The organism is Snodgrassella sp. W8124, assembly GCF_016100875.1.
Lineage (GTDB): Bacteria > Pseudomonadota > Gammaproteobacteria > Burkholderiales > Neisseriaceae > Snodgrassella > Snodgrassella alvi.
Genome location: NZ_JACFRP010000001.1, coordinates 1,554,193 through 1,572,131, shown reverse-complemented (window position 1 = coordinate 1,572,131; position 17,939 = coordinate 1,554,193). Strand labels below are relative to the sequence as shown.

Annotated in this window: 19 protein-coding genes; 18 read left to right on the top strand and 1 reads right to left on the bottom strand. The window is 43.7% G+C overall.

The window, feature by feature from the left end:
* Genes H3U73_RS07085 through H3U73_RS07050 form a run of 8 tightly spaced genes read left to right on the top strand, consistent with a single transcriptional unit; the run spans window position 1 to window position 8,217 of the window.
* Complete coding sequence (locus tag H3U73_RS07085; RefSeq protein WP_078474300.1) at window positions 1-603, top strand: outer membrane lipoprotein carrier protein LolA; 603 nt, start codon at window positions 1-3, stop codon at window positions 601-603.
* The gene (locus H3U73_RS07080) at window positions 587-2,935 is read left to right on the top strand and encodes an MMPL family transporter (protein WP_198190267.1); all 2,349 of its coding nucleotides are present in this window, start codon (window positions 587-589) and stop codon (window positions 2,933-2,935) included. The genes H3U73_RS07085 and H3U73_RS07080 overlap by 17 nt, the downstream gene beginning before the upstream one ends.
* On the top strand, window positions 2,922-4,175 hold the full coding sequence (locus H3U73_RS07075) for an NAD(P)/FAD-dependent oxidoreductase (protein ID WP_084551340.1): 1,254 nt from the start codon (window positions 2,922-2,924) through the stop codon (window positions 4,173-4,175). The genes H3U73_RS07080 and H3U73_RS07075 overlap by 14 nt, the downstream gene beginning before the upstream one ends.
* Window positions 4,169-4,609 (top strand): hypothetical protein, encoded by a 441-nt coding sequence (locus tag H3U73_RS07070; protein ID WP_100115774.1) that lies wholly within the window; start codon window positions 4,169-4,171, stop codon window positions 4,607-4,609. The genes H3U73_RS07075 and H3U73_RS07070 overlap by 7 nt, the downstream gene beginning before the upstream one ends.
* Window positions 4,602-5,822 carry a beta-ketoacyl-ACP synthase gene (locus tag H3U73_RS07065; protein WP_198190266.1) on the top strand — a complete coding sequence of 407 codons (1,221 nt, stop codon included), beginning with the start codon at window positions 4,602-4,604 and terminating at the stop codon, window positions 5,820-5,822. The genes H3U73_RS07070 and H3U73_RS07065 overlap by 8 nt, the downstream gene beginning before the upstream one ends.
* Window positions 5,803-6,270, top strand: a complete 468-nt coding sequence (locus H3U73_RS07060) for a hypothetical protein (protein ID WP_084564751.1) — start codon at window positions 5,803-5,805, stop codon at window positions 6,268-6,270. The genes H3U73_RS07065 and H3U73_RS07060 overlap by 20 nt, the downstream gene beginning before the upstream one ends.
* A complete protein-coding gene (fabG, locus tag H3U73_RS07055) occupies window positions 6,263-6,997 on the top strand; it encodes a 3-oxoacyl-ACP reductase FabG (protein WP_025330068.1) in 735 nt (244 codons plus the stop codon). The genes H3U73_RS07060 and fabG overlap by 8 nt, the downstream gene beginning before the upstream one ends.
* Window positions 6,991-8,217, top strand: coding sequence for a beta-ketoacyl-ACP synthase (locus tag H3U73_RS07050; protein WP_084553267.1), 1,227 nt, complete (start codon window positions 6,991-6,993; stop codon window positions 8,215-8,217). The genes fabG and H3U73_RS07050 overlap by 7 nt, the downstream gene beginning before the upstream one ends.
* Here the strand turns inward: H3U73_RS07050 and H3U73_RS07045 are convergent.
* Complete coding sequence (locus H3U73_RS07045; RefSeq protein WP_198190265.1) at window positions 8,201-8,845, bottom strand: 4'-phosphopantetheinyl transferase superfamily protein; 645 nt, start codon at window positions 8,843-8,845, stop codon at window positions 8,201-8,203. The genes H3U73_RS07050 and H3U73_RS07045 overlap by 17 nt on opposite strands.
* A gap of 33 nt (window positions 8,846-8,878) precedes the next feature.
* On the opposite strand from H3U73_RS07045, the gene H3U73_RS07040 reads away from it, so the two are divergent.
* The 10 genes from H3U73_RS07040 to H3U73_RS06995 all read left to right on the top strand — a co-directional run bounded on the left by H3U73_RS07040 (window position 8,879) and on the right by H3U73_RS06995 (window position 17,802).
* Complete coding sequence (locus H3U73_RS07040) at window positions 8,879-9,304, top strand: hypothetical protein (protein WP_025330071.1); 426 nt, start codon at window positions 8,879-8,881, stop codon at window positions 9,302-9,304.
* Window positions 9,305-9,543: 239 nt separating this feature from the next.
* Window positions 9,544-11,334, top strand: a complete 1,791-nt coding sequence (locus tag H3U73_RS07035) for a 2-isopropylmalate synthase (RefSeq protein WP_198190264.1) — start codon at window positions 9,544-9,546, stop codon at window positions 11,332-11,334.
* Window positions 11,335-11,814: 480 nt separating this feature from the next.
* Window positions 11,815-12,117: an urease subunit gamma gene (ureA, locus tag H3U73_RS07030; protein WP_025330073.1), complete on the top strand. Its 303-nt coding sequence runs from the start codon at window positions 11,815-11,817 to the stop codon at window positions 12,115-12,117.
* 91 nt (window positions 12,118-12,208) lie between these two features.
* Entirely contained in the window at window positions 12,209-12,523 is a 315-nt protein-coding gene (locus H3U73_RS07025; RefSeq protein WP_174829813.1) for an urease subunit beta, read from the top strand.
* 100 nt (window positions 12,524-12,623) lie between these two features.
* Window positions 12,624-14,345, top strand: a complete 1,722-nt coding sequence (gene ureC, locus H3U73_RS07020; protein ID WP_198190263.1) for an urease subunit alpha — start codon at window positions 12,624-12,626, stop codon at window positions 14,343-14,345.
* Window positions 14,346-14,375: 30 nt separating this feature from the next.
* Window positions 14,376-14,891, top strand: a complete 516-nt coding sequence (gene ureE, locus H3U73_RS07015) for an urease accessory protein UreE (protein ID WP_100125127.1) — start codon at window positions 14,376-14,378, stop codon at window positions 14,889-14,891.
* Window positions 14,892-14,904: 13 nt separating this feature from the next.
* The gene (locus H3U73_RS07010) at window positions 14,905-15,624 is read left to right on the top strand and encodes an urease accessory protein UreF (protein ID WP_038648660.1); all 720 of its coding nucleotides are present in this window, start codon (window positions 14,905-14,907) and stop codon (window positions 15,622-15,624) included.
* A gap of 22 nt (window positions 15,625-15,646) precedes the next feature.
* Window positions 15,647-16,204 carry a HupE/UreJ family protein gene (locus tag H3U73_RS07005; protein WP_174829816.1) on the top strand — a complete coding sequence of 186 codons (558 nt, stop codon included), beginning with the start codon at window positions 15,647-15,649 and terminating at the stop codon, window positions 16,202-16,204.
* Between the two features lie 150 nt (window positions 16,205-16,354).
* Window positions 16,355-16,990 carry an urease accessory protein UreG gene (ureG, locus tag H3U73_RS07000; RefSeq protein WP_025330080.1) on the top strand — a complete coding sequence of 212 codons (636 nt, stop codon included), beginning with the start codon at window positions 16,355-16,357 and terminating at the stop codon, window positions 16,988-16,990.
* Window positions 16,990-17,802 carry an urease accessory protein UreD gene (locus H3U73_RS06995; protein ID WP_198190262.1) on the top strand — a complete coding sequence of 271 codons (813 nt, stop codon included), beginning with the start codon at window positions 16,990-16,992 and terminating at the stop codon, window positions 17,800-17,802. Before ureG ends, H3U73_RS06995 begins: the two co-directional genes overlap by 1 nt.
* The last annotated feature ends 137 nt before the right edge of the window (window positions 17,803-17,939 follow it).

Here is a 17,939-nt window from a genome sequence, read left to right as displayed (position 1 = left end):
ATGTTGAGAAAAATTTTATTTATTTGCTGGTGTTGCCTGTTTAGTGGATTGTTATGGGCTTTTGATTTAACTGAGCTACAAAATCAATTGCAACGGCCGCAAAATATAAAAGGTGATTTCACGCAGCAGCGTTTTTTGCGCGGTACCAATAAACCCATTATTGCACAGGGACAGTTTGTACTGGTACCAAAAGCCGGCTTATTATGGCAGATGAAAAAACCTTTTGCAGATACCATGAGGGTGCGTAAATCAGGTATTGATCAGCTAAACGCCAATAATAAATGGATTGCCAGCAAACAATCAGCCAGTGCGCAAAAAAATCAGGTAAAGCTTTTTCTGGATCTGCTTGCCGGGCAAACCAATAGCATACAAAGCCAGTTTACTATGCAGTTGCAAGGTACTGCTCAAAACTGGAAATTACAATTACAGCCGAAAAGTGTATTGATGAAACAAATTTTCACCAGAATTGATATTCAGGGTGATGAGTCGGTGAAAAAAATTGTACTGTCTGAAGTGCAGGGCGATCGTACAGAAATTACATTTTCCGCTTTGAAAATTAATACAGCCCTGAACAGGTTTGAGCAAAATGCCGTTTTACCGTAAACGCGTCTGGGCTGGTCTTTATTTACTGCTGATATTTTTTGTGGCGGCAGCGTTATTTTATAGCTTTCTGCAACAGAATCGTCTGGATACTGATTTAACCAGCCTGTTGCCTGATGACGGGCAGAATACACAGGCACAGCAAATGGCTAAAATGCGCATGAATCAGCGCATGAACCGTGATATTGTGGTTTTAGTGGGCAGTAAATCGCCTGACAAGGCGGTTGAGGCGGCACAGATGATTCAGCAAAAATGGCAGGATAGTCATATATTCCAGTCTGTTACAGGTAAACTTGAGCCAGATATTGCCGCTTTGCAGGCCAGTATGCAACGATTGAGCCTGGCTGTCGTTTCAGAACAAAGCTGGCGCAATATTATCAATCAGCCTGAAGAAGCTTTTGCTAGACAGGCGCAAACACTCGTTAATCCGTTTGCTGAGCGTAGCATATTGCCTGTTGATCAGGACTGGCTCGGACTGGGTAACATCATTATGCATCAGGCCAGTCAGGACGGACCTGTTTATTATAATTTTCAGACGGGCTGGCTGAATATAGATGATGGTGATACTACATGGGTTTTACTACGGGCGCGTTTACCGGAAAAAGCCGGACTGATTAATGTACCAGATGGTCTTCTTAAAGTAATTCATGATACTCAGGCATCTCAGGATGTGCAGGTACTGATGGCTGGTGGTGCTATTTTTGCCGCAGAAAATAAAGCCACCGGAGAGAAGGAAAGCCAGTATATGAGTATACTGGGTATGGGCTTAACTTTTCTGCTGCTGTTGTTGCTTTTCCGCAGTCTGCGTATTTTATATTTATTACTTCCTCTGGCAGTAGGCATCTTATTTGGTCTGGCAGCTACCGTAATGCTCTTCGGACATATCCATATTCTCACTCTGGTAGTGGGAACCAGTTTGATGGGTGTATTGCTGGATTTTCCTTTGCACTGGCTGGCCAGTGGCGTGATTCAGCAGCAATGGAATCGCTGGCAGGCTTTACATATTGCAGCTAAAGCCTTTTTATTAAGTTTGATTATTACTTTACTGGGTTATGCGGCTTTACTGATTACACCTTTGCCGATATTGCAGCAGACGGCGATATTTTCTGCTGCTGCGCTGATTAGTGCATTTTTATTCAGCTTACTTTGTTTACCTGCATTTTTTTCTACTACTCAGGCATATATCTATCCTCAGGCTTTGAGTGCCATGTTGTCTTTCGGTAAATTTATCGTCCGCAAGAGGCAGATTATGGTACAGAAAAAATGGCCGGTATTACTGATTCTGCTGCTTATTGGCGGAGGCTTATTGCGGCTGAACACTCAGGATGATATCCGCCAGTGGGCCAATCTGTCACCACAATGGATGGCACAGGCACAAAAAATCGGTTTACTTACTCAGACGATGCCGTCCGGACAGTATTTTGTATTACAGGCAGATAATGATGATGAATTGTTACTGAAAAGTCGTACTCTGGGCAAATCATTACAGGATTTGGTTATACAAAAACAATTATCTGGTTTTCAGTCTCTTGATCAGTGGGTTATGCCGCTTAGCATCCAAAAGCAGCGCCAGCAGGATGTAAGTCGTCTGTCAAGCAATACAGATAACTGGCGTGATTTAGTTAATTTGGGCATAGATGATCACAGTATCCGGGATTATCTGACTGGTTTACAAAAACTACCTTTGCAAACAATTTCCCAAAGTCTTGATAATGAACCGGGAACCGCATGGCAGGATTTGTATCTGGGCAAAATGAGTAACGGAAAAGTTGCGGCTATTGTCAGTTTGTCAGGAGTAAGTCAGGTTACTGCTTTACAGAAGCTGGCCGATAAAAATAACGGTATTTATTTTGTTAATAATTTACAGGCATTAAATCAGTTATTTACACATACGCGAAATCAGGCAATTGCTTTGAAGATAGCTTCTTATCTGGTGGCCATCGTATTGCTGGCTTATGCTTTTGGCTGGCGTAAAGGACTTTTAATGCTGGCTGTACCTGTTCTGTCTTCATTAGCCTGTCTGGCTGTATTTGCTTATGCAGACTGGCCATTGTCTTTATTTGCTATTTTTGGTCTGTTTCTGGTAACGGCAATAGGTATGGATTATGCAATCTATGTTTCCGTCAAACAGATGGCAGTAGCCGAACGTCTGGCCGGTGTATTGCTGGCTGCGACAACAACAATGATTTCGTTTGCTATTCTTGGTTTCAGCGCAACTCCGGCTATTGCCAGTTTTGGTCGCAGTGTTGCTCTTGGGGTATTTTTTAGCATGATACTGGCTCTGGCCTTGTTGCCCGGAGCCGATAACAGGGGGAGGTGTAATGAGTCAGTTTGATGTAGTAATAATTGGTGCAGGTCCGTCCGGAGCTATTGCCGGTGCTTTATTAAATAAAAAAGGTTATCGGGTTTGTGTACTTGAAAAACAAGTTTTTCCCCGGTTTGTGATTGGTGAAAGCCTGTTACCTCATTGCATGGAATTTATTGCAGAGGCCGGAATGCTGGAAGCAGTAAATGCAGGTGTTGACGATGGTTTCCAGTTTAAAAATGGTGCGGCATTTAGCTGGGGTAATCGCTATACCACTATAGATTTTACCGATAAGTTTTCACCGGGTCCGGGTACTACCTTTCAGGTAATGCGGGGGCGTTTTGATCATATTCTTATTAGTGAAGCACAGAAACAGGGCGTAGAAGTTCGTTTTGAGCATAGTGTTAACGGGATTGAGTTTGAGGAGGATGCTGCTGTTCTGTCAGTAACGGATACACAGGGAATGCCTTATCAGATTCGGACGCAATTTGTGCTGGATGCCAGCGGATACGGACGGGTATTGGCAAAATTGCTTGATCTGGAACAGCCGTCTTTCTTGCCTGAACGCATGGCTTATTTTACTCATATTGATGATAATGTTACAGATCCGGTATTTGACCGTAACAAAATTCTGATATGTACCCATCCTGATTTACGTGATGTGTGGTTCTGGTTTATTCCGTTCAGTAACAATCGTACCTCTATTGGTGTGGTCGGATTGCCGGAATGTCTGAACAATCATGGAGCAGAGGGAGCGGAGGCTATTTTACAAAAATTTGTCAGTGAAGTGCCAATGCTTAGACGCATTCTGGTCAATGCACAATGGCACAACGATGTACCATTCCGGACCTTACGCAATTATTCTGCTAACGTTAAAAGTCTGTATGGAAAACGCTTTGCTTTATTAGGAAATGCTTCAGAATTTCTTGATCCGGTTTTTTCATCCGGCGTAACGATTGCCATGCATTCGGCCAAACTGGCTACAGATGTACTGCACCGGCAGTTTTCCGGAGAAACAGTAAACTGGCAGCAGGATTTTGCTGATAAATTACAGATAGGTATTAACACCTTTAAGACTTATGTCAATGGCTGGTATAGCACAGCTTTTCAGGATGTTATATATGCTGAAAAAATTAATCCTGAAATCAGACGCATGATAAGCTCTATTCTTGCCGGCTATGCATGGGATGAAACCAACCCTTATGTTATCAATTCAGAACGTCGTTTGGCTGTTCTGGCAGAAATTTGTGGTCAAGCCAAAATATGTTAAAGAATTTTGTTATTTGGCTGATGATGTTGTTTTGTCTGAGCGCCTGTCAAAGTTTATCTGTGATTGATTCGTTACCGGTATTGAAGCAAACGCTCACTTTGCAGGTTACAGATAAAGATGGTAGTAACAGTCTGCTGTTAATTGAACCGTTGTCGGAGCAGCAATGGCGGTTTGTACAGGTTGATGGTTTAGGCGCACCGATATCCAGACAGATTCTGCAACGGGGGAAATGGCATAATGACGGTTTTTTACCTCCTAATCCCAAAGCACGTCAGCTATTTACTGCTGTCTATGCTTATCTTGGTCATCAGTATCATTGGTCTGTACCTGCTGAACTGAATGATGTAAGAGTTTCTTCTGGTACAGATGGTATGGCTGCAAAAATAGAATGGCATAAACAGCATTGGAAAATCCGGGAGGTGACTGATGAATAAACCGGTTTTTCTAAGTCGTCCTGCTATGGTCAGTGCTCTCGGCTGTGGTGTGCATGAGCATATAAGTGCTTTGCTGGGTGAAGCAGACAGCTATCTTACCCGTAGCGATTTCTGGGTAAACGGTAAATCATATTTATTCGGATCAGTCCAGACAGCATTAAGACCTTTTCCGGCCGGATTGAATCCGAATTTCTGTAGTCGTAATAATCAGTTGCTCTGGCACGCACTTTTACAGATTGAAGATGACATTCAGGCTGCCATTACTGAATATGGGACCGATCGGGTAGCAGTTGTACTCGGTACATCGACAACTGGCAGTGATGATAACAGGGCCGCTATTGAGTATGGTTTTACGCGGCAGGACTGGGCAAACAGTGGTTATAATCAGACCTTGCAGTTAATGTCTTCACCGGCAGATTTTGTGGCTGAGATGTATCAGCTGCGTAATGTCCGCTATGGTATATCAACTGCCTGTACTTCAGGAGCACGAGCACTCATAAGTGCGGCACGGTTATTGCGTACTGGTATGTGCGACGCTGTAATTTGTGGCGGAGTAGATACTCTTTCAGCGCTGACTATTAATGGTTTTCATGCATTACAGGTATTATCTTCCGGGCAATGTCAGCCATTTACCGCCATGCGTGATGGTATCAATATTGGTGAAGCAGCAGCTGTATTTGTAATGACCCGGAATCCGTCCAGAGGTCTGCCTCTATTAGGATATGGTTCAAGCAGTGATGCCTATCATATGTCCAGTCCGCGACCTGATGCAGAAGGAGCCAGAAAAGTAATTCAGCAGGCTTTACATAAAGCACAGTTGCCGGCCAGTGCTATTGGCTGGGTTAATCTGCATGGTACTGGCACTACTCAGAATGATGCTATGGAAGCGCTGGCTATTCATAACGAATTGGGTGAGGAAGTATCCTGTGCTTCAACTAAAGCACTTACTGGTCATACACTTGGGGCAGCAGGTGCACTCGAAGCAGCTTTTTTATGGACAGTAATCAGTCGCCAAATTAATCCTGATGGTAAATTACCCCCGCATCGGGCAAAAACAAATCTTGATCCCGAATTAGCATTCATTCATCTGACACAATTTCAGGAAGCATTCAATGCTGATAGTCCGCGCATAGCATTAAGTACTTCATTTGCTTTTGGTGGTAATAATACCGCACTGATTATGGGGAGCAATAATGCAAACCCCGATTTATGATGTGGCTTCCCTGCTGCCGCATAGTGGCAAAATGGTGCTACTGGATGAAATTGTAAATTATGATGAACATAGCTTAACAGCCTATGCATACGTAAAACCAGATCAGATCCTGGTAAAGGGAGAATGTCTTCATTCATGGGCAGCAATGGAAATCATGGCGCAGGGCGTAGCGGCATGGGCCGGAGCATTAGCTCATGATGCCGGTGAACCGGTGCGGCTAGGTTTCTTACTGGGAACAAGAAAGCTTCAACTTTATTTTTCAGCATTACCAGTACCCGTTATCTTGCAAATTAAAATTCATGCTTCTTTACAGGATACAAACGGCTTTGGTGTTTTTGACAGCCAGTTATGGTTGTGTGATGAAGCCAGAAATCCGAATCAGTTACTGGCGGAAGCAGCACTTAATGTATACAGTCCTACTGAAAATGATCTAATACATGATGAATAATGATAAAACCATTCTGGTTACCGGTTCCGCACGCGGAATCGGCAGAGCAATCGCACTGACGCTGGCTCAGGCTGGCTGGGATATTGTACTGCATTGCCGCAGCCGGCGTGCTGATGCCGAAAAAGTAGCTGCTGAAATAGCGGCATTTGGCTCTCACAGCCGCATACTGACATTTGATATCAGTGACCGGCAAGCCTGTCAGGAAGTTTTACTAAATGATATAGAACAGCATGGTGCTTATTATGGTGTGGTACTGAATGCTGGTATTACTCGTGATAACGCTTTTCCGGCACTAAGTAACGATGACTGGGATCAGGTGCTGGATACCAATCTGGATGGTTTTTTCAATGTACTGCATCCGCTGATGATGCCCATGATACGCCGGCGGAAAGCCGGGCGTATTGTTTGCGTTGCTTCTGTTTCCGGAATAATAGGTAATCGGGGGCAGGTAAATTACAGTGCATCCAAAGCCGGTATGATTGGGGCAGCCAAGGCACTGGCAGTTGAGCTGGCCAGACGCAAAATTACTGTTAATTGTGTAGCGCCCGGGCTGATCGAAACAGAAATGATTGATGAACATGTACCTGTTGCTGAGATTCTGAAGGCTATACCTATGAATCGTATGGGACGGGCAGAGGAAGTAGCCCATGCAGTAGCTTTTCTGGTATCAGAACAGGCTGCTTACATTACCCGGCAGGTGCTGGCTGTAAACGGAGGTTTATGTTGAGACGTGTTGTGATTACAGGCATGAGCGGTGTCAGCGCGCTGGGAAATGACTGGTCTACAGTTAAAAGCGGTTTGCTGGCTTATAAAAATAAAGTAGTCCGTATGGAAAGCTGGGATCGGTATCAGGATTTAAATACCAGACTGGCTGCGCCGGTGACAGACTATTCTCCTCCTGCACACTGGACGCGCAAACAACTGCGCAGTATGGGAAAAGTAGCCCAGATGTGTACACAGGCTGCTGAAAATGCACTGGCAGATGCAGGACTGCTCGGAGATGAGTCTATTAAGGACGGGCGGATGGGCGTAGCATGTGGTTCGTCTACAGGCAGTCCGCAGGATATTCGCGACATCAGCGAACTTGTTCTTAATGGCAGCTCTGCAAATTTTAATGCCAATACCTACGTACGTATAATGCCGCATACTACGGCTGCTAATCTGTCAATTTTCTTTGGTCTGACCGGAAGGGTGATTCCTACATCCAGTGCCTGTGCTTCAGGTAATCAGGCAATTGGTTATGCTTATGAAGCAATTAAATCTGGCAAAATTGATATGATGCTGGCCGGAGGTGGTGAGGAATTATGTGTTTCTGAAGCTTTCGTGTTTGATTCGTTATATGCAACAAGTTTGCGTAATGAGACTCCGGAGCTATCACCAAGTCCTTATGATGCTGATCGTGATGGTCTGGTTATTGGTGAAGGTGCAGGTATTCTGGTGCTGGAAGAGTACGAAATGGCTAAAGCACGCGGAGCCAGAATTTATGCTGAAGTTGTGGGATTTGCCTGTACTAGTGATGGCTCGCACATCACCCGACCGGAACGTACGACAATGCGCCGTTGTATGCAGATGGCACTTGAAGATGCGCATCTGCCGGCTGCTGAGGTTGGTTATATTAATGGTCACGGTACAGCAACTGAACAGGGAGATATTGCGGAAACTCTTGCTACGGCGGATGTATTCGGATACGTGCCGATCAGTTCGCAAAAAAGTTATCTTGGACATACTCTTGGCGCCTGCGGTGCACTGGAATCATGGTTTTCAATTCACATGATGAATGAAGGCTGGTTTGCACCAACTTTGAATCTTAATCAGATTGATAGCCGGTGCGGTGAGCTGGATTATGTTGTCAACGAAGCCCGCAAAATTGATACAGAGTTTGTTATGAATAATAATTTTGCTTTCGGAGGGGTAAATTCATCTCTGATATTTAAACGGATGAGCTAACGGGCCATTGATGCCAGTTAAATTTGTAGTTATGCCAGCGACCAAATCCATAAGTACAATTTAACGGGGATGCAGAGCAGACAGCAGGATAGACTACACTGATATGCCAGCAATTATCAACAATACAGCTGTATGCCTGAACCGGATTATCCAATGCCGGAATATAAATTCCATCATATCCGTCAGGTATTAAATTATATTGGTGCATATCAGATAACTGACCGTGTCTGACTTTAATCAATGCTTCTTTAAGTGTCCATAACTGGTAGAAAGAGCAAGATAGATTCTGCTGTTCAGATAGCCATTTCTGTTCGTTATCTGTACAGCAGAGCTTTGCCAGTGATATAAAATCACGTTCCTGTGCATACTCCATATCAATACCTGGAATATGCTGTATTGAAGAACAGGCGATTAAACCGGCAAAACCTTTCTTATGTGTTAGAGAAAGCCGTTTATAGAAAGCTGAAAGTTGCTGTTTCAAAAACCGGCTGCTTTGCCAGTCGGTACGCTGAGCTAAATGCGGATTTTTCTGTAAACGCTGTTTGTCTGCCTGATCCAGTTTCAGGTTACTATATTGTCCGGAGACTTCGGATGATGCAAGCAAAATCAGACAATCTTGATTCATCATGTAGTACACTTCATTAATTAAAAGGAGTAAGGAATGAAAAAGTTTTCTAAAGTAATAACGCTGGCAGCATTGCTGGCTTGTGTGTCTGCTGCTTATGCACGTGATGATAAATTGCTTTTGTCTATTCAGGATGCAATTAATGCACCGGAAGCTGCACAGGTATTGAATCCGAAAATAAAAGTTTATTTTGCTCAGAGTTCCGGACGGGTAGTGCGTGCCGGTCTGGTTAGCAACCGTAAAACCAATAGTGTAGGCAAAACAGATGAAGAAGCCTGCCGTTGGGCATTTCTATCTGCTGTAAAACAGCTACAGGAACAGGCCGTTGCACATAATGCCAGTAAAGTAACCAATATTGTCAGCTATTATAAGAAAAACAGTATGGCTAGTACAAAAGAATATGAGTGTCATGCCGGCGGAGTGGTTGCAGGTGTTGCTCTGAAAGGGGATCTGGCAAATTAAAATCACAGCTGTTTGTCATACAACCGCCATTTATCTGAATAAAAGATAAACCGGCGGTTTTTTATCACAAGTATAAACTCAAAAATAATTATCTCTCTTTTGTCTAAAATGTCTAAATAAAATTATTCTATTAAGAAAAATAGAAATTTAACTTGCTTTAATGTCTAATTTTACGTATATTAGCTTAACGGAGTATATTGTAGCACAATAAAATGAGTAAATTGGACAAAAGGTCAGTTATGCAATTGAATATAGACCGCTTAATTGCCTATTTTGGTGGCGTCAATGCTTTGGCAGAAGCACTCAAACAACATTATCCGGATAATGCTGCTTCTACAGCTGCTATTTATAAATGGCGTAAGCGTGGTTCATTACCATTAAATCAGTTACAAAAAATTATTCTAATGGCTGAGAAACAAAATAAGCCGCTGGATATCAATGCATTTATGCAACACAATAACACTACCTTGGAGAGACCAAGAATGACCAGTACCAATAATCGAGTCATTATATTTGACACCACTCTGCGCGATGGAGAACAGTCGCCGGGTGCAGCCATGACCAAAGAAGAAAAAATCCGCATCGCACGCCAGTTGGAGAAGTTAGGTGTAGATGTCATTGAGGCAGGATTTGCTGCTGCCAGTCCGGGTGATTTCGATGCTATTCACAGTATTGCCGAAATTATTCAGAATGCCACGGTATGTTCACTGTCACGAGCTAATGAACGAGATGTACGTAAGGCCGGCGAAGCCATTGCACCGGCAAAGCACAAACGCATTCATACTTTTATTGCTACCAGCCCGTTGCATATGGAACATAAACTGCGCATGAAACCGCAACAGGTTAAAGAAACCGCAGTTAAAGCAGTAAAAATTGCACGCGAATATACTGATGATGTGGAGTTTTCCTGCGAAGATGCATTGCGCAGTGATATCAATTTTCTTGCCGAGATTTGTCAGGCAGTTATTGAGGCAGGTGCTACTACCATCAATATTCCAGATACAGTGGGTTATGCCATTCCTTTTCAGACTGAGGCATTTTTCCGTGAATTGATTCAGAAAACACCCGGCAGTGATAAGGTTATCTGGTCGGCACACTGTCATAATGATCTGGGGCTGGCCGTAGGAAACTCACTGGCCGCCGTAAGCGGAGGTGCACGACAGGTAGAGTGTACTATTAATGGTCTGGGTGAACGGGCAGGTAATGCCAGTCTGGAAGAAGTAGTAATGGCACTGAAGACCCGTCACGACATTTTTGGTCTGGAAACCAATATTGATACCACACAAATTGTTCCTACCTCAAAAATGGTTTCTACAGTTACCGGGTATCCTGTCCAGCCAAATAAAGCCATTGTAGGCGCTAATGCTTTCGCCCATGAGTCCGGTATCCATCAGGATGGAGTGCTGAAATGCCGCGAAACTTATGAAATCATGTCGGCTGAATCAGTTGGCTGGAGTACAAACCGGCTTACACTGGGTAAACTTTCCGGTCGTAATGCTTTCCGGACTAAATTACAGGAGCTGGGTATCGAGCTGGATAGTGAAGAAGCACTGAATGCAGCCTTTGCCCGCTTTAAAGAGCTGGCAGATAAAAAACGTGAAATTTTTGATGAAGACTTGCATGCGCTGGTTTCAGATGAGCTGGTTAGCCGTGCACCGGATCGTTACAAATATGTATCTCTGAGTATTCACAGTGAAACCGGAGAAGAGCCGGTGGCAGAAATTGTTTTTAATCTGGACGGAAACGAAAAACGGGCCAGCGGTCATGGTTCAGGACCGATAGATGCGGTGTTTAAAGCCATTGAGTCTAAAGTTAACAGTTCTGCCGATTTACAGCTTTATTCGGTAAATGCGATTACTGCTGGCCCTGAAAGTCAGGGTGAAGTAACCGTGCGTTTATCACGCGAAGGCTATATAGTTAATGGCCAGGGAGCTGATACCGATATTCTCGTCGCCAGTGCCAAAGCTTATTTGTCTGCTTTGAATAAGCTGGATAGTCAGCCGCGGATTAAAGCTCAGGGTGTGATTTAATCAGTGTAAAGCAAGTTAAAAGACTTAAAAATTAAATATTTTAAAATGCCTGCTTCTGTTACGGTATAAGTAATCAGAACAGGCATTTTTATATAAGGATCTACGATTTAACTGTACAAACTGTTTTATTTAAGTTTATTATGTTTTTATAACATTTGTTTAATAAATTTAAGTTTAAATAAGCATTTTGAAAGCTAATTTTTTAACTCAAATTTAATCAGATTATGAAATACATAAAACATTTTTTATGGTCAAGTGCCATATTTACTATTCCTATAACAAATGCTTTTGCGAATGTGGATGAAAATAGTACCACCTATAAAACTGGCTCCATCTTAGGAAGAATATTTTTAATTATTTTTCTAAGTCTGATCATTTATAAAATTTATCAATATTACAAAGATAGATAAATCTATCTAAGATATATAATAAAGTCATATAAAATTAATTCATCAATCCAATAATTTACAGAGAGAAACTATGCACTTAACCAGTCGTGAACAGGAAAAACTGATGCTGTTTCTGGCAGGAGAACTTGCGGCCAAACGCCGGGCGCGGGGAGTAAAACTAAACTATCCGGAAGCGATAGCTTATATCAGCAGCCAGCTACAAGAAGCTGCACGGGACGGTATGAGCGTGGCCGAACTTATGCAGTACGGAGCAACACTGCTCACCACTGCTGATGTTATGGAAGGTGTTGCCGATATGGTAGATGAAGTCCAGATTGAAGCTACTTTTCCGGACGGGACAAAGCTGGTTACCGTACATCAGCCTATCCGCTGAAATAAACGTCAGTTATTCTGAGATTAGCTGCAGGCGAATTATTATTAAACAGCAAATAATATCTGCTCAAAACAAATTCAGGAGAAACAGCATGATTCCGGGAGAATATATTCTGGCCGCAGATGACATTATGGCCAATCAGAACCGCCGTACAATGACCATTGTTGTCATTAATCGTGGTGACCGTCCGATACAAGTGGGTTCCCACTATCATTTTTATGAAACCAATCCGGCACTTGAGTTTGAGCGGGAACAGACACGCGGCATGCGTCTGAATGTTCCTTCCGGTAACGCAGTCCGGTTTGAACCCGGAGAATCGAAAACGGTTGAACTGACGGAATTTGGCGGGTACAAAAAAATATTTGGTTTTCATAATGCCATAAATGGCAGCGTAAACAGTGAATAATTTATCCGTCTGAGCAATAACAGATTGATATATATTCTGATTAATAGCAAAAATAACTTACCGAAAATCGATACAAATTATTTAGACAGAGAAACCAGCTATGAGCCTGAAAATTTCCCGCCGGCAATATGTTGCTACTTACGGACCAACAGTAGGCGATAAAGTACGTTTGGGTGATACCGAATTATTTGTAGAAGTAGAGCGTGATTTGCTTACATATGGTGACGAAGGAAAATTCGGTGGTGGTAAATCCATCCGGGACGGAATGGCACAGTCTGCTACAGCAACGCGCAGTAATGAAAATGTGCTTGATATGGTTATCACCAATGTACTGATAATCGACTATTGGGGCATTGTAAAAGCTGATATTGGTATTCGTGACGGCAAAATTGTTGCTGTAGGTCAGTCAGGTAATCCGGATACAATGGATGGAGTGCACCCCAGGATGATTATTGGTGCTGCTACCGAAGTGCATAATGGCGCCAACCTGATCGCGACCGCAGGCGGGATTGATACCCATATTCACTTTATTTCTCCGCAACAGATTACTCATGCCATCGAATCGGGTATTACTACCATGATTGGCGGTGGTACCGGTCCGGCCGATGGTACCAATGCCACCACAGTCACACCGGGCGCATGGCATATTCAGAAAATGTTACAGGCTGCTGAACAAGCGCCGGTTAACCTTGGTTTTTTCGGCAAAGGTAACTGTGGCACTCTGGAGCCGCTGCGTGAACAGATAAATGCCGGAGCACTGGGGTTAAAAATCCATGAAGACTGGGGTGCTACAGCCGCTGTCATCGATGCATCATTACGGGTGGCCGATGAGATGGATGTGCAGGTGGCAATTCATACTGATACGCTGAATGAAGGCGGTTTTCTTGAAGATACCATGCGGGCAATTAATGGCCGTGTAATCCATACCTTTCATACCGAAGGCGCAGGCGGCGGACATGCTCCGGATATTATCAGGGCTGCGATGTATCCGAATGTATTACCGGCTTCCACCAATCCTACCCGTCCGTTTACAGTTAATACCATAGACGAACATCTGGATATGCTGATGGTGTGTCATCATCTGGATAAAAGTGTAGCTGAAGATGTGGCGTTTGCTGATTCACGTATTCGTCCCGAAACCATTGCTGCCGAAGATATTTTGCATGATATGGGTGTATTTTCGATTATGAGTTCAGATTCGCAGGCTATGGGCAGAGTGGCAGAAGTCATTCTGCGAACATGGCAAACTGCCGATAAAATGAAACAGCAGCGCGGACGTCTGGCCGAAGAAACAGGTGCGAATGACAATTTCCGTATTAAGCGGTATCTGGCGAAATACACCATTAATCCGGCTATTGCTCAGGGTATTAGTGATTATGTCGGCTCAATTGAAGCAGGTAAAATTGCCGATTTGGTTCTGTGGAAACCGGCATTTTTTGGAGTTAAGCCGGAAATTATTATCAAGGGCGGCAGCATCAGTTATGCACGTATGGGTGATCCGAATGCCTCCATTCCGACACCGCAGCCAGTTATTTACCGGCCGATGTTTGGTGCGCTGGGGCGTGCTGTTCAGGATACTGCCGTGTTATTTGTCTCTCAGGCAGGCGTGGATAATGATATTCGCAAAAAATACGGTTTATCTAAACAGACTCTGCCTGTACATAATTGCCGTGCAATCGGTAAAAAAGACCTGATTCACAATAATGCTATGCCGGAAATCAGCGTAAATCCGGAAACTTATGAAGTGCAAGTGAATGGCGAACATATTACCTGTAAACCAGTAAATAAAGTGGCTTTGGCACAGCGATATTTTCTGTTTTAATATGCAATAATATTTTTTATAAAACCACAAATGAATCTAATTGTCCAAACCATTATCGGCAATCTGCAAACACTTACACTGGAGAAGCAGATTACTACTCAGATGCTGGATACTGTCTGCTTGCAATGGTTTGAAGCAGACCGGCGCATTATCCGTACTACAACTGCCGGCGGGCGCGAAATTGCTTTTCGCCTGCTGAAAGAGGGGCAGCGACTGCATCATGATGATGTGGTTTATCTGGATAAACAGCTAGTCATTGCAGTGCAAATCGAACCAAGTGAAGTCATGGTACTTGCTCCGCAAACTTTGCCGGAAATGGCACGTGCCTGCTATGAAATCGGCAATAAACACACACCATTGTTTCTGGATGGTAATGAATTACTGTTGCCGTTTGATAAACCTTTATTTGAGTGGCTGCAGGCTGCCGGATTTGCACCGACACGTCAGCAACGAAGATTAAGTGAACAGTTGCGGGCTAATTCAGCGCCGGGTATCGGCGCAGGACACAGCCATAGCCATGATATAACCGGTCATCACCATCATTAATGAATTGCACTATATGTCCGGCTCAGACCGAAAAATTGATATTGAAACACTGACACGTGCAGGATTATTGCTGCAACTGGCCGACCCGACGCTACCAATCGGTGGTTTTAACCATTCCGGAGGGCTGGAGACTTTTGTTCAGCAGGGCATTATTTATGATGCTGTTACACTGAAAGCATTTGCTGAAACACAGCTAAAGCAAAACTGGTTACATAATGATGGTGCTTACATGTCTCTGGCTTATACTGCCGCTACTGAACATAATCTGAATGTCCTGATATCTCTGGACAGGCAGATAGGGGCGACAAAAATCGCACGTGAATTACGGGAAAGCAGTTATAAGCTTGGCACACGCCTGCTGAAAATTTTTGTACCACATACCAGCTCAGCAATAGTGGCTTCCTATCAGGCTGCTTTAGCAGCACAACAGGTACGCGGGTTTTACCCGCTGGTATTTGGATTACTTGCTGCGTCTCTGCAACTGGATAAAGCGGCAGCATTGCAGGCATTTTATTACAATGCCGTAATAGGTTTAATTACCAACGGGGTTAAGCTGATACCGCTGAGCCAGATGGCCGGACAGGAAATGTTAATTGAATTGCATGCAGTAATAGCTCATATAGTTATTGCAAGTATGCAACCGCAACAACAGCAACTTGGCGCTACAACACTGGCAACGGACATTCGGGCAATGCAGCACGAACGTTTGTATAGCCGTTTGTATATGAGTTAATGTCTCAACACTGGAGGAAAATATGAAAAAAATATTTGCTTTATTATTATTAACCCCGGTATTTGCCTTTGCCCATCCCGGACACCTTACGGAAGGCTGGATGGCAGGTGTTCAGCATCCGCTCAGTGGCTGGGATCATCTGCTGGCTATGGTAGCAGTGGGTTTATGGGCGGCAACTTTTCAGGGTAAAGCACGCTGGCTGATTCCCGTTACTTTTGTCAGTGTGATGACTGCCGGATTTGTGATGGGAGCACAGGATATCCGAATACCAATGCTGGAGCAGGGGATTGCCGTTTCCGTACTGGTATTGGGGCTGGCTGCGGCCTGGCTGAAAAAAGTACCGGCTGGTGCCGCTATGCTGCTGGTTGGCCTGTTTGCTTTGTTTCATGGTATTGCACATGGTGCCGAAATGGGCTCACATGGTGCATTCAGTTATGCCTGTGGCTTCATTATTGCAACGGCGGCTTTGCATGCCATCGGATTTGCACTGGGTACAGTAATGAGTAAACATCAGTGGGTGTTGCGGTTTACCGGCAGCGTGATTGGTCTGATTGGTTTCGGTATGCTGTTTGCAGGCTGATAACAATACCCGGATAAAATCAGTTCAGACAGAAATGGCTTCTGAACTGATTGTTTAATAAACAAGCTGTTCTGTCTGAATAGAAGCAGCTGAGTTAGTCGTGAAATACTGTATCAGACCGAGTAAACGGAATGGTGCAGAAGGAACACCATGCGTGAATACATTAAAATCGGCGTTGCCGGTCCGGTAGGTTCCGGTAAAACTGCACTGATTGAAAAACTTACCCGTCATATGGTTCAGGAATATAGTATTGCGGTGATTACCAATGATATCTATACGCAGGAAGATGCTGAATTTCTGACCAAAAACAGCCTGTTGCCACCAGAACGAATTATGGGCGTAGAAACCGGTGGCTGTCCGCATACTGCCATTCGTGAAGATGCCAGTATGAATCTGGAAGCAGTAGATGAAATGACAGCACGCTTTCCAGATATTCAGATAGTATTTATCGAAAGTGGTGGTGATAATCTTTCAGCTACTTTCAGCCCTGATCTGGCTGATGTTACGCTGTTTGTTATTGATGTGGCGCAGGGAGAAAAAATTCCGCGCAAAGGCGGACCGGGTATTACCCGTTCTGATTTGCTGGTTATCAATAAAACTGATTTAGCGCCGTATGTAGGTGCCAGCCTTGAAGTGATGCAGCATGATGCACAGCGTATGCGAAAAGGGCAGCCATTTGTATTTACCAATCTGATGGCAGAGGAAGGTATTAACACTGTAATCAAATGGATTAAAAAATACGCCTTACTTGAGAACACAGACGAACCAGCCGGTCTGATACGTTAATGCACAGCCGCTTACATCTATCTACTCAGCTAAACCGGCACGGACAGACTACCTTTGCCAGTTGCTTTTATACACCACCGCTGAAAATTCTGCCTTTACCGCAAATGATATCACCGGTATGGTCGCAGGCTTTGCCGGCGATACAGATGAGTTCATCACCGGGATTACTGGCAGGGGATAGTATCGATATTGGCATAGAACTGGCTGAGCAAACCCAATTGTATTTGTTTACTCAGGCATTTACCCGTGTGCAATCCATGCCGGCTGCTACGGAAGCACAGCAGCATACCCGTATCTGCTTGCATGAACACAGCCGGCTATGCTATCTGCCTCATCCTTTGGTATTGCATCGTGATGCAGCTTTAACACAAACCATGCACATTACTCTGGCAGATAACTGTCAGCTCATTCTAGGTGAAATCATAGCCTGCGGGCGCGTGCTTAATCAGGAAAGCTGGGATTTTCGCTATCTGTCTTCACGCATTAACATTGATTACCGGCAACAGGCATTGCTTAATGACAATATATACTGGCAGCCGCATCAGCAGCCATTGAATGTACTGGGACAGATGGAGCAATATACCCATCAGGCTTGTCTTTATTATGTCAATACCGCTGCCAGCAAAAACGAAATCCAGCAACTGGTTAACGAAATCTATTCTGCACTACAGCCAGACTGGCCGTTAGAAAATAATCAATATCTGTGGGGGATTACTCAGTCGGCTGATTGTGCTTTATGTATACGTGCATTAGGGTTGAGCGCAGAAACATTACAGCAGATATTAGAACAAACAACACATTATTTAAGTTAATACAATCTTATATTTATCCGGATAATGATTAAAATGAACTAATGCTATTGTTAATTTTTTAATAATTTTTGTATAAATATTTTTTATTTTTGGATAATATAGTTAATAGAGAAATTTATTTTAGTAAATTGTGTATA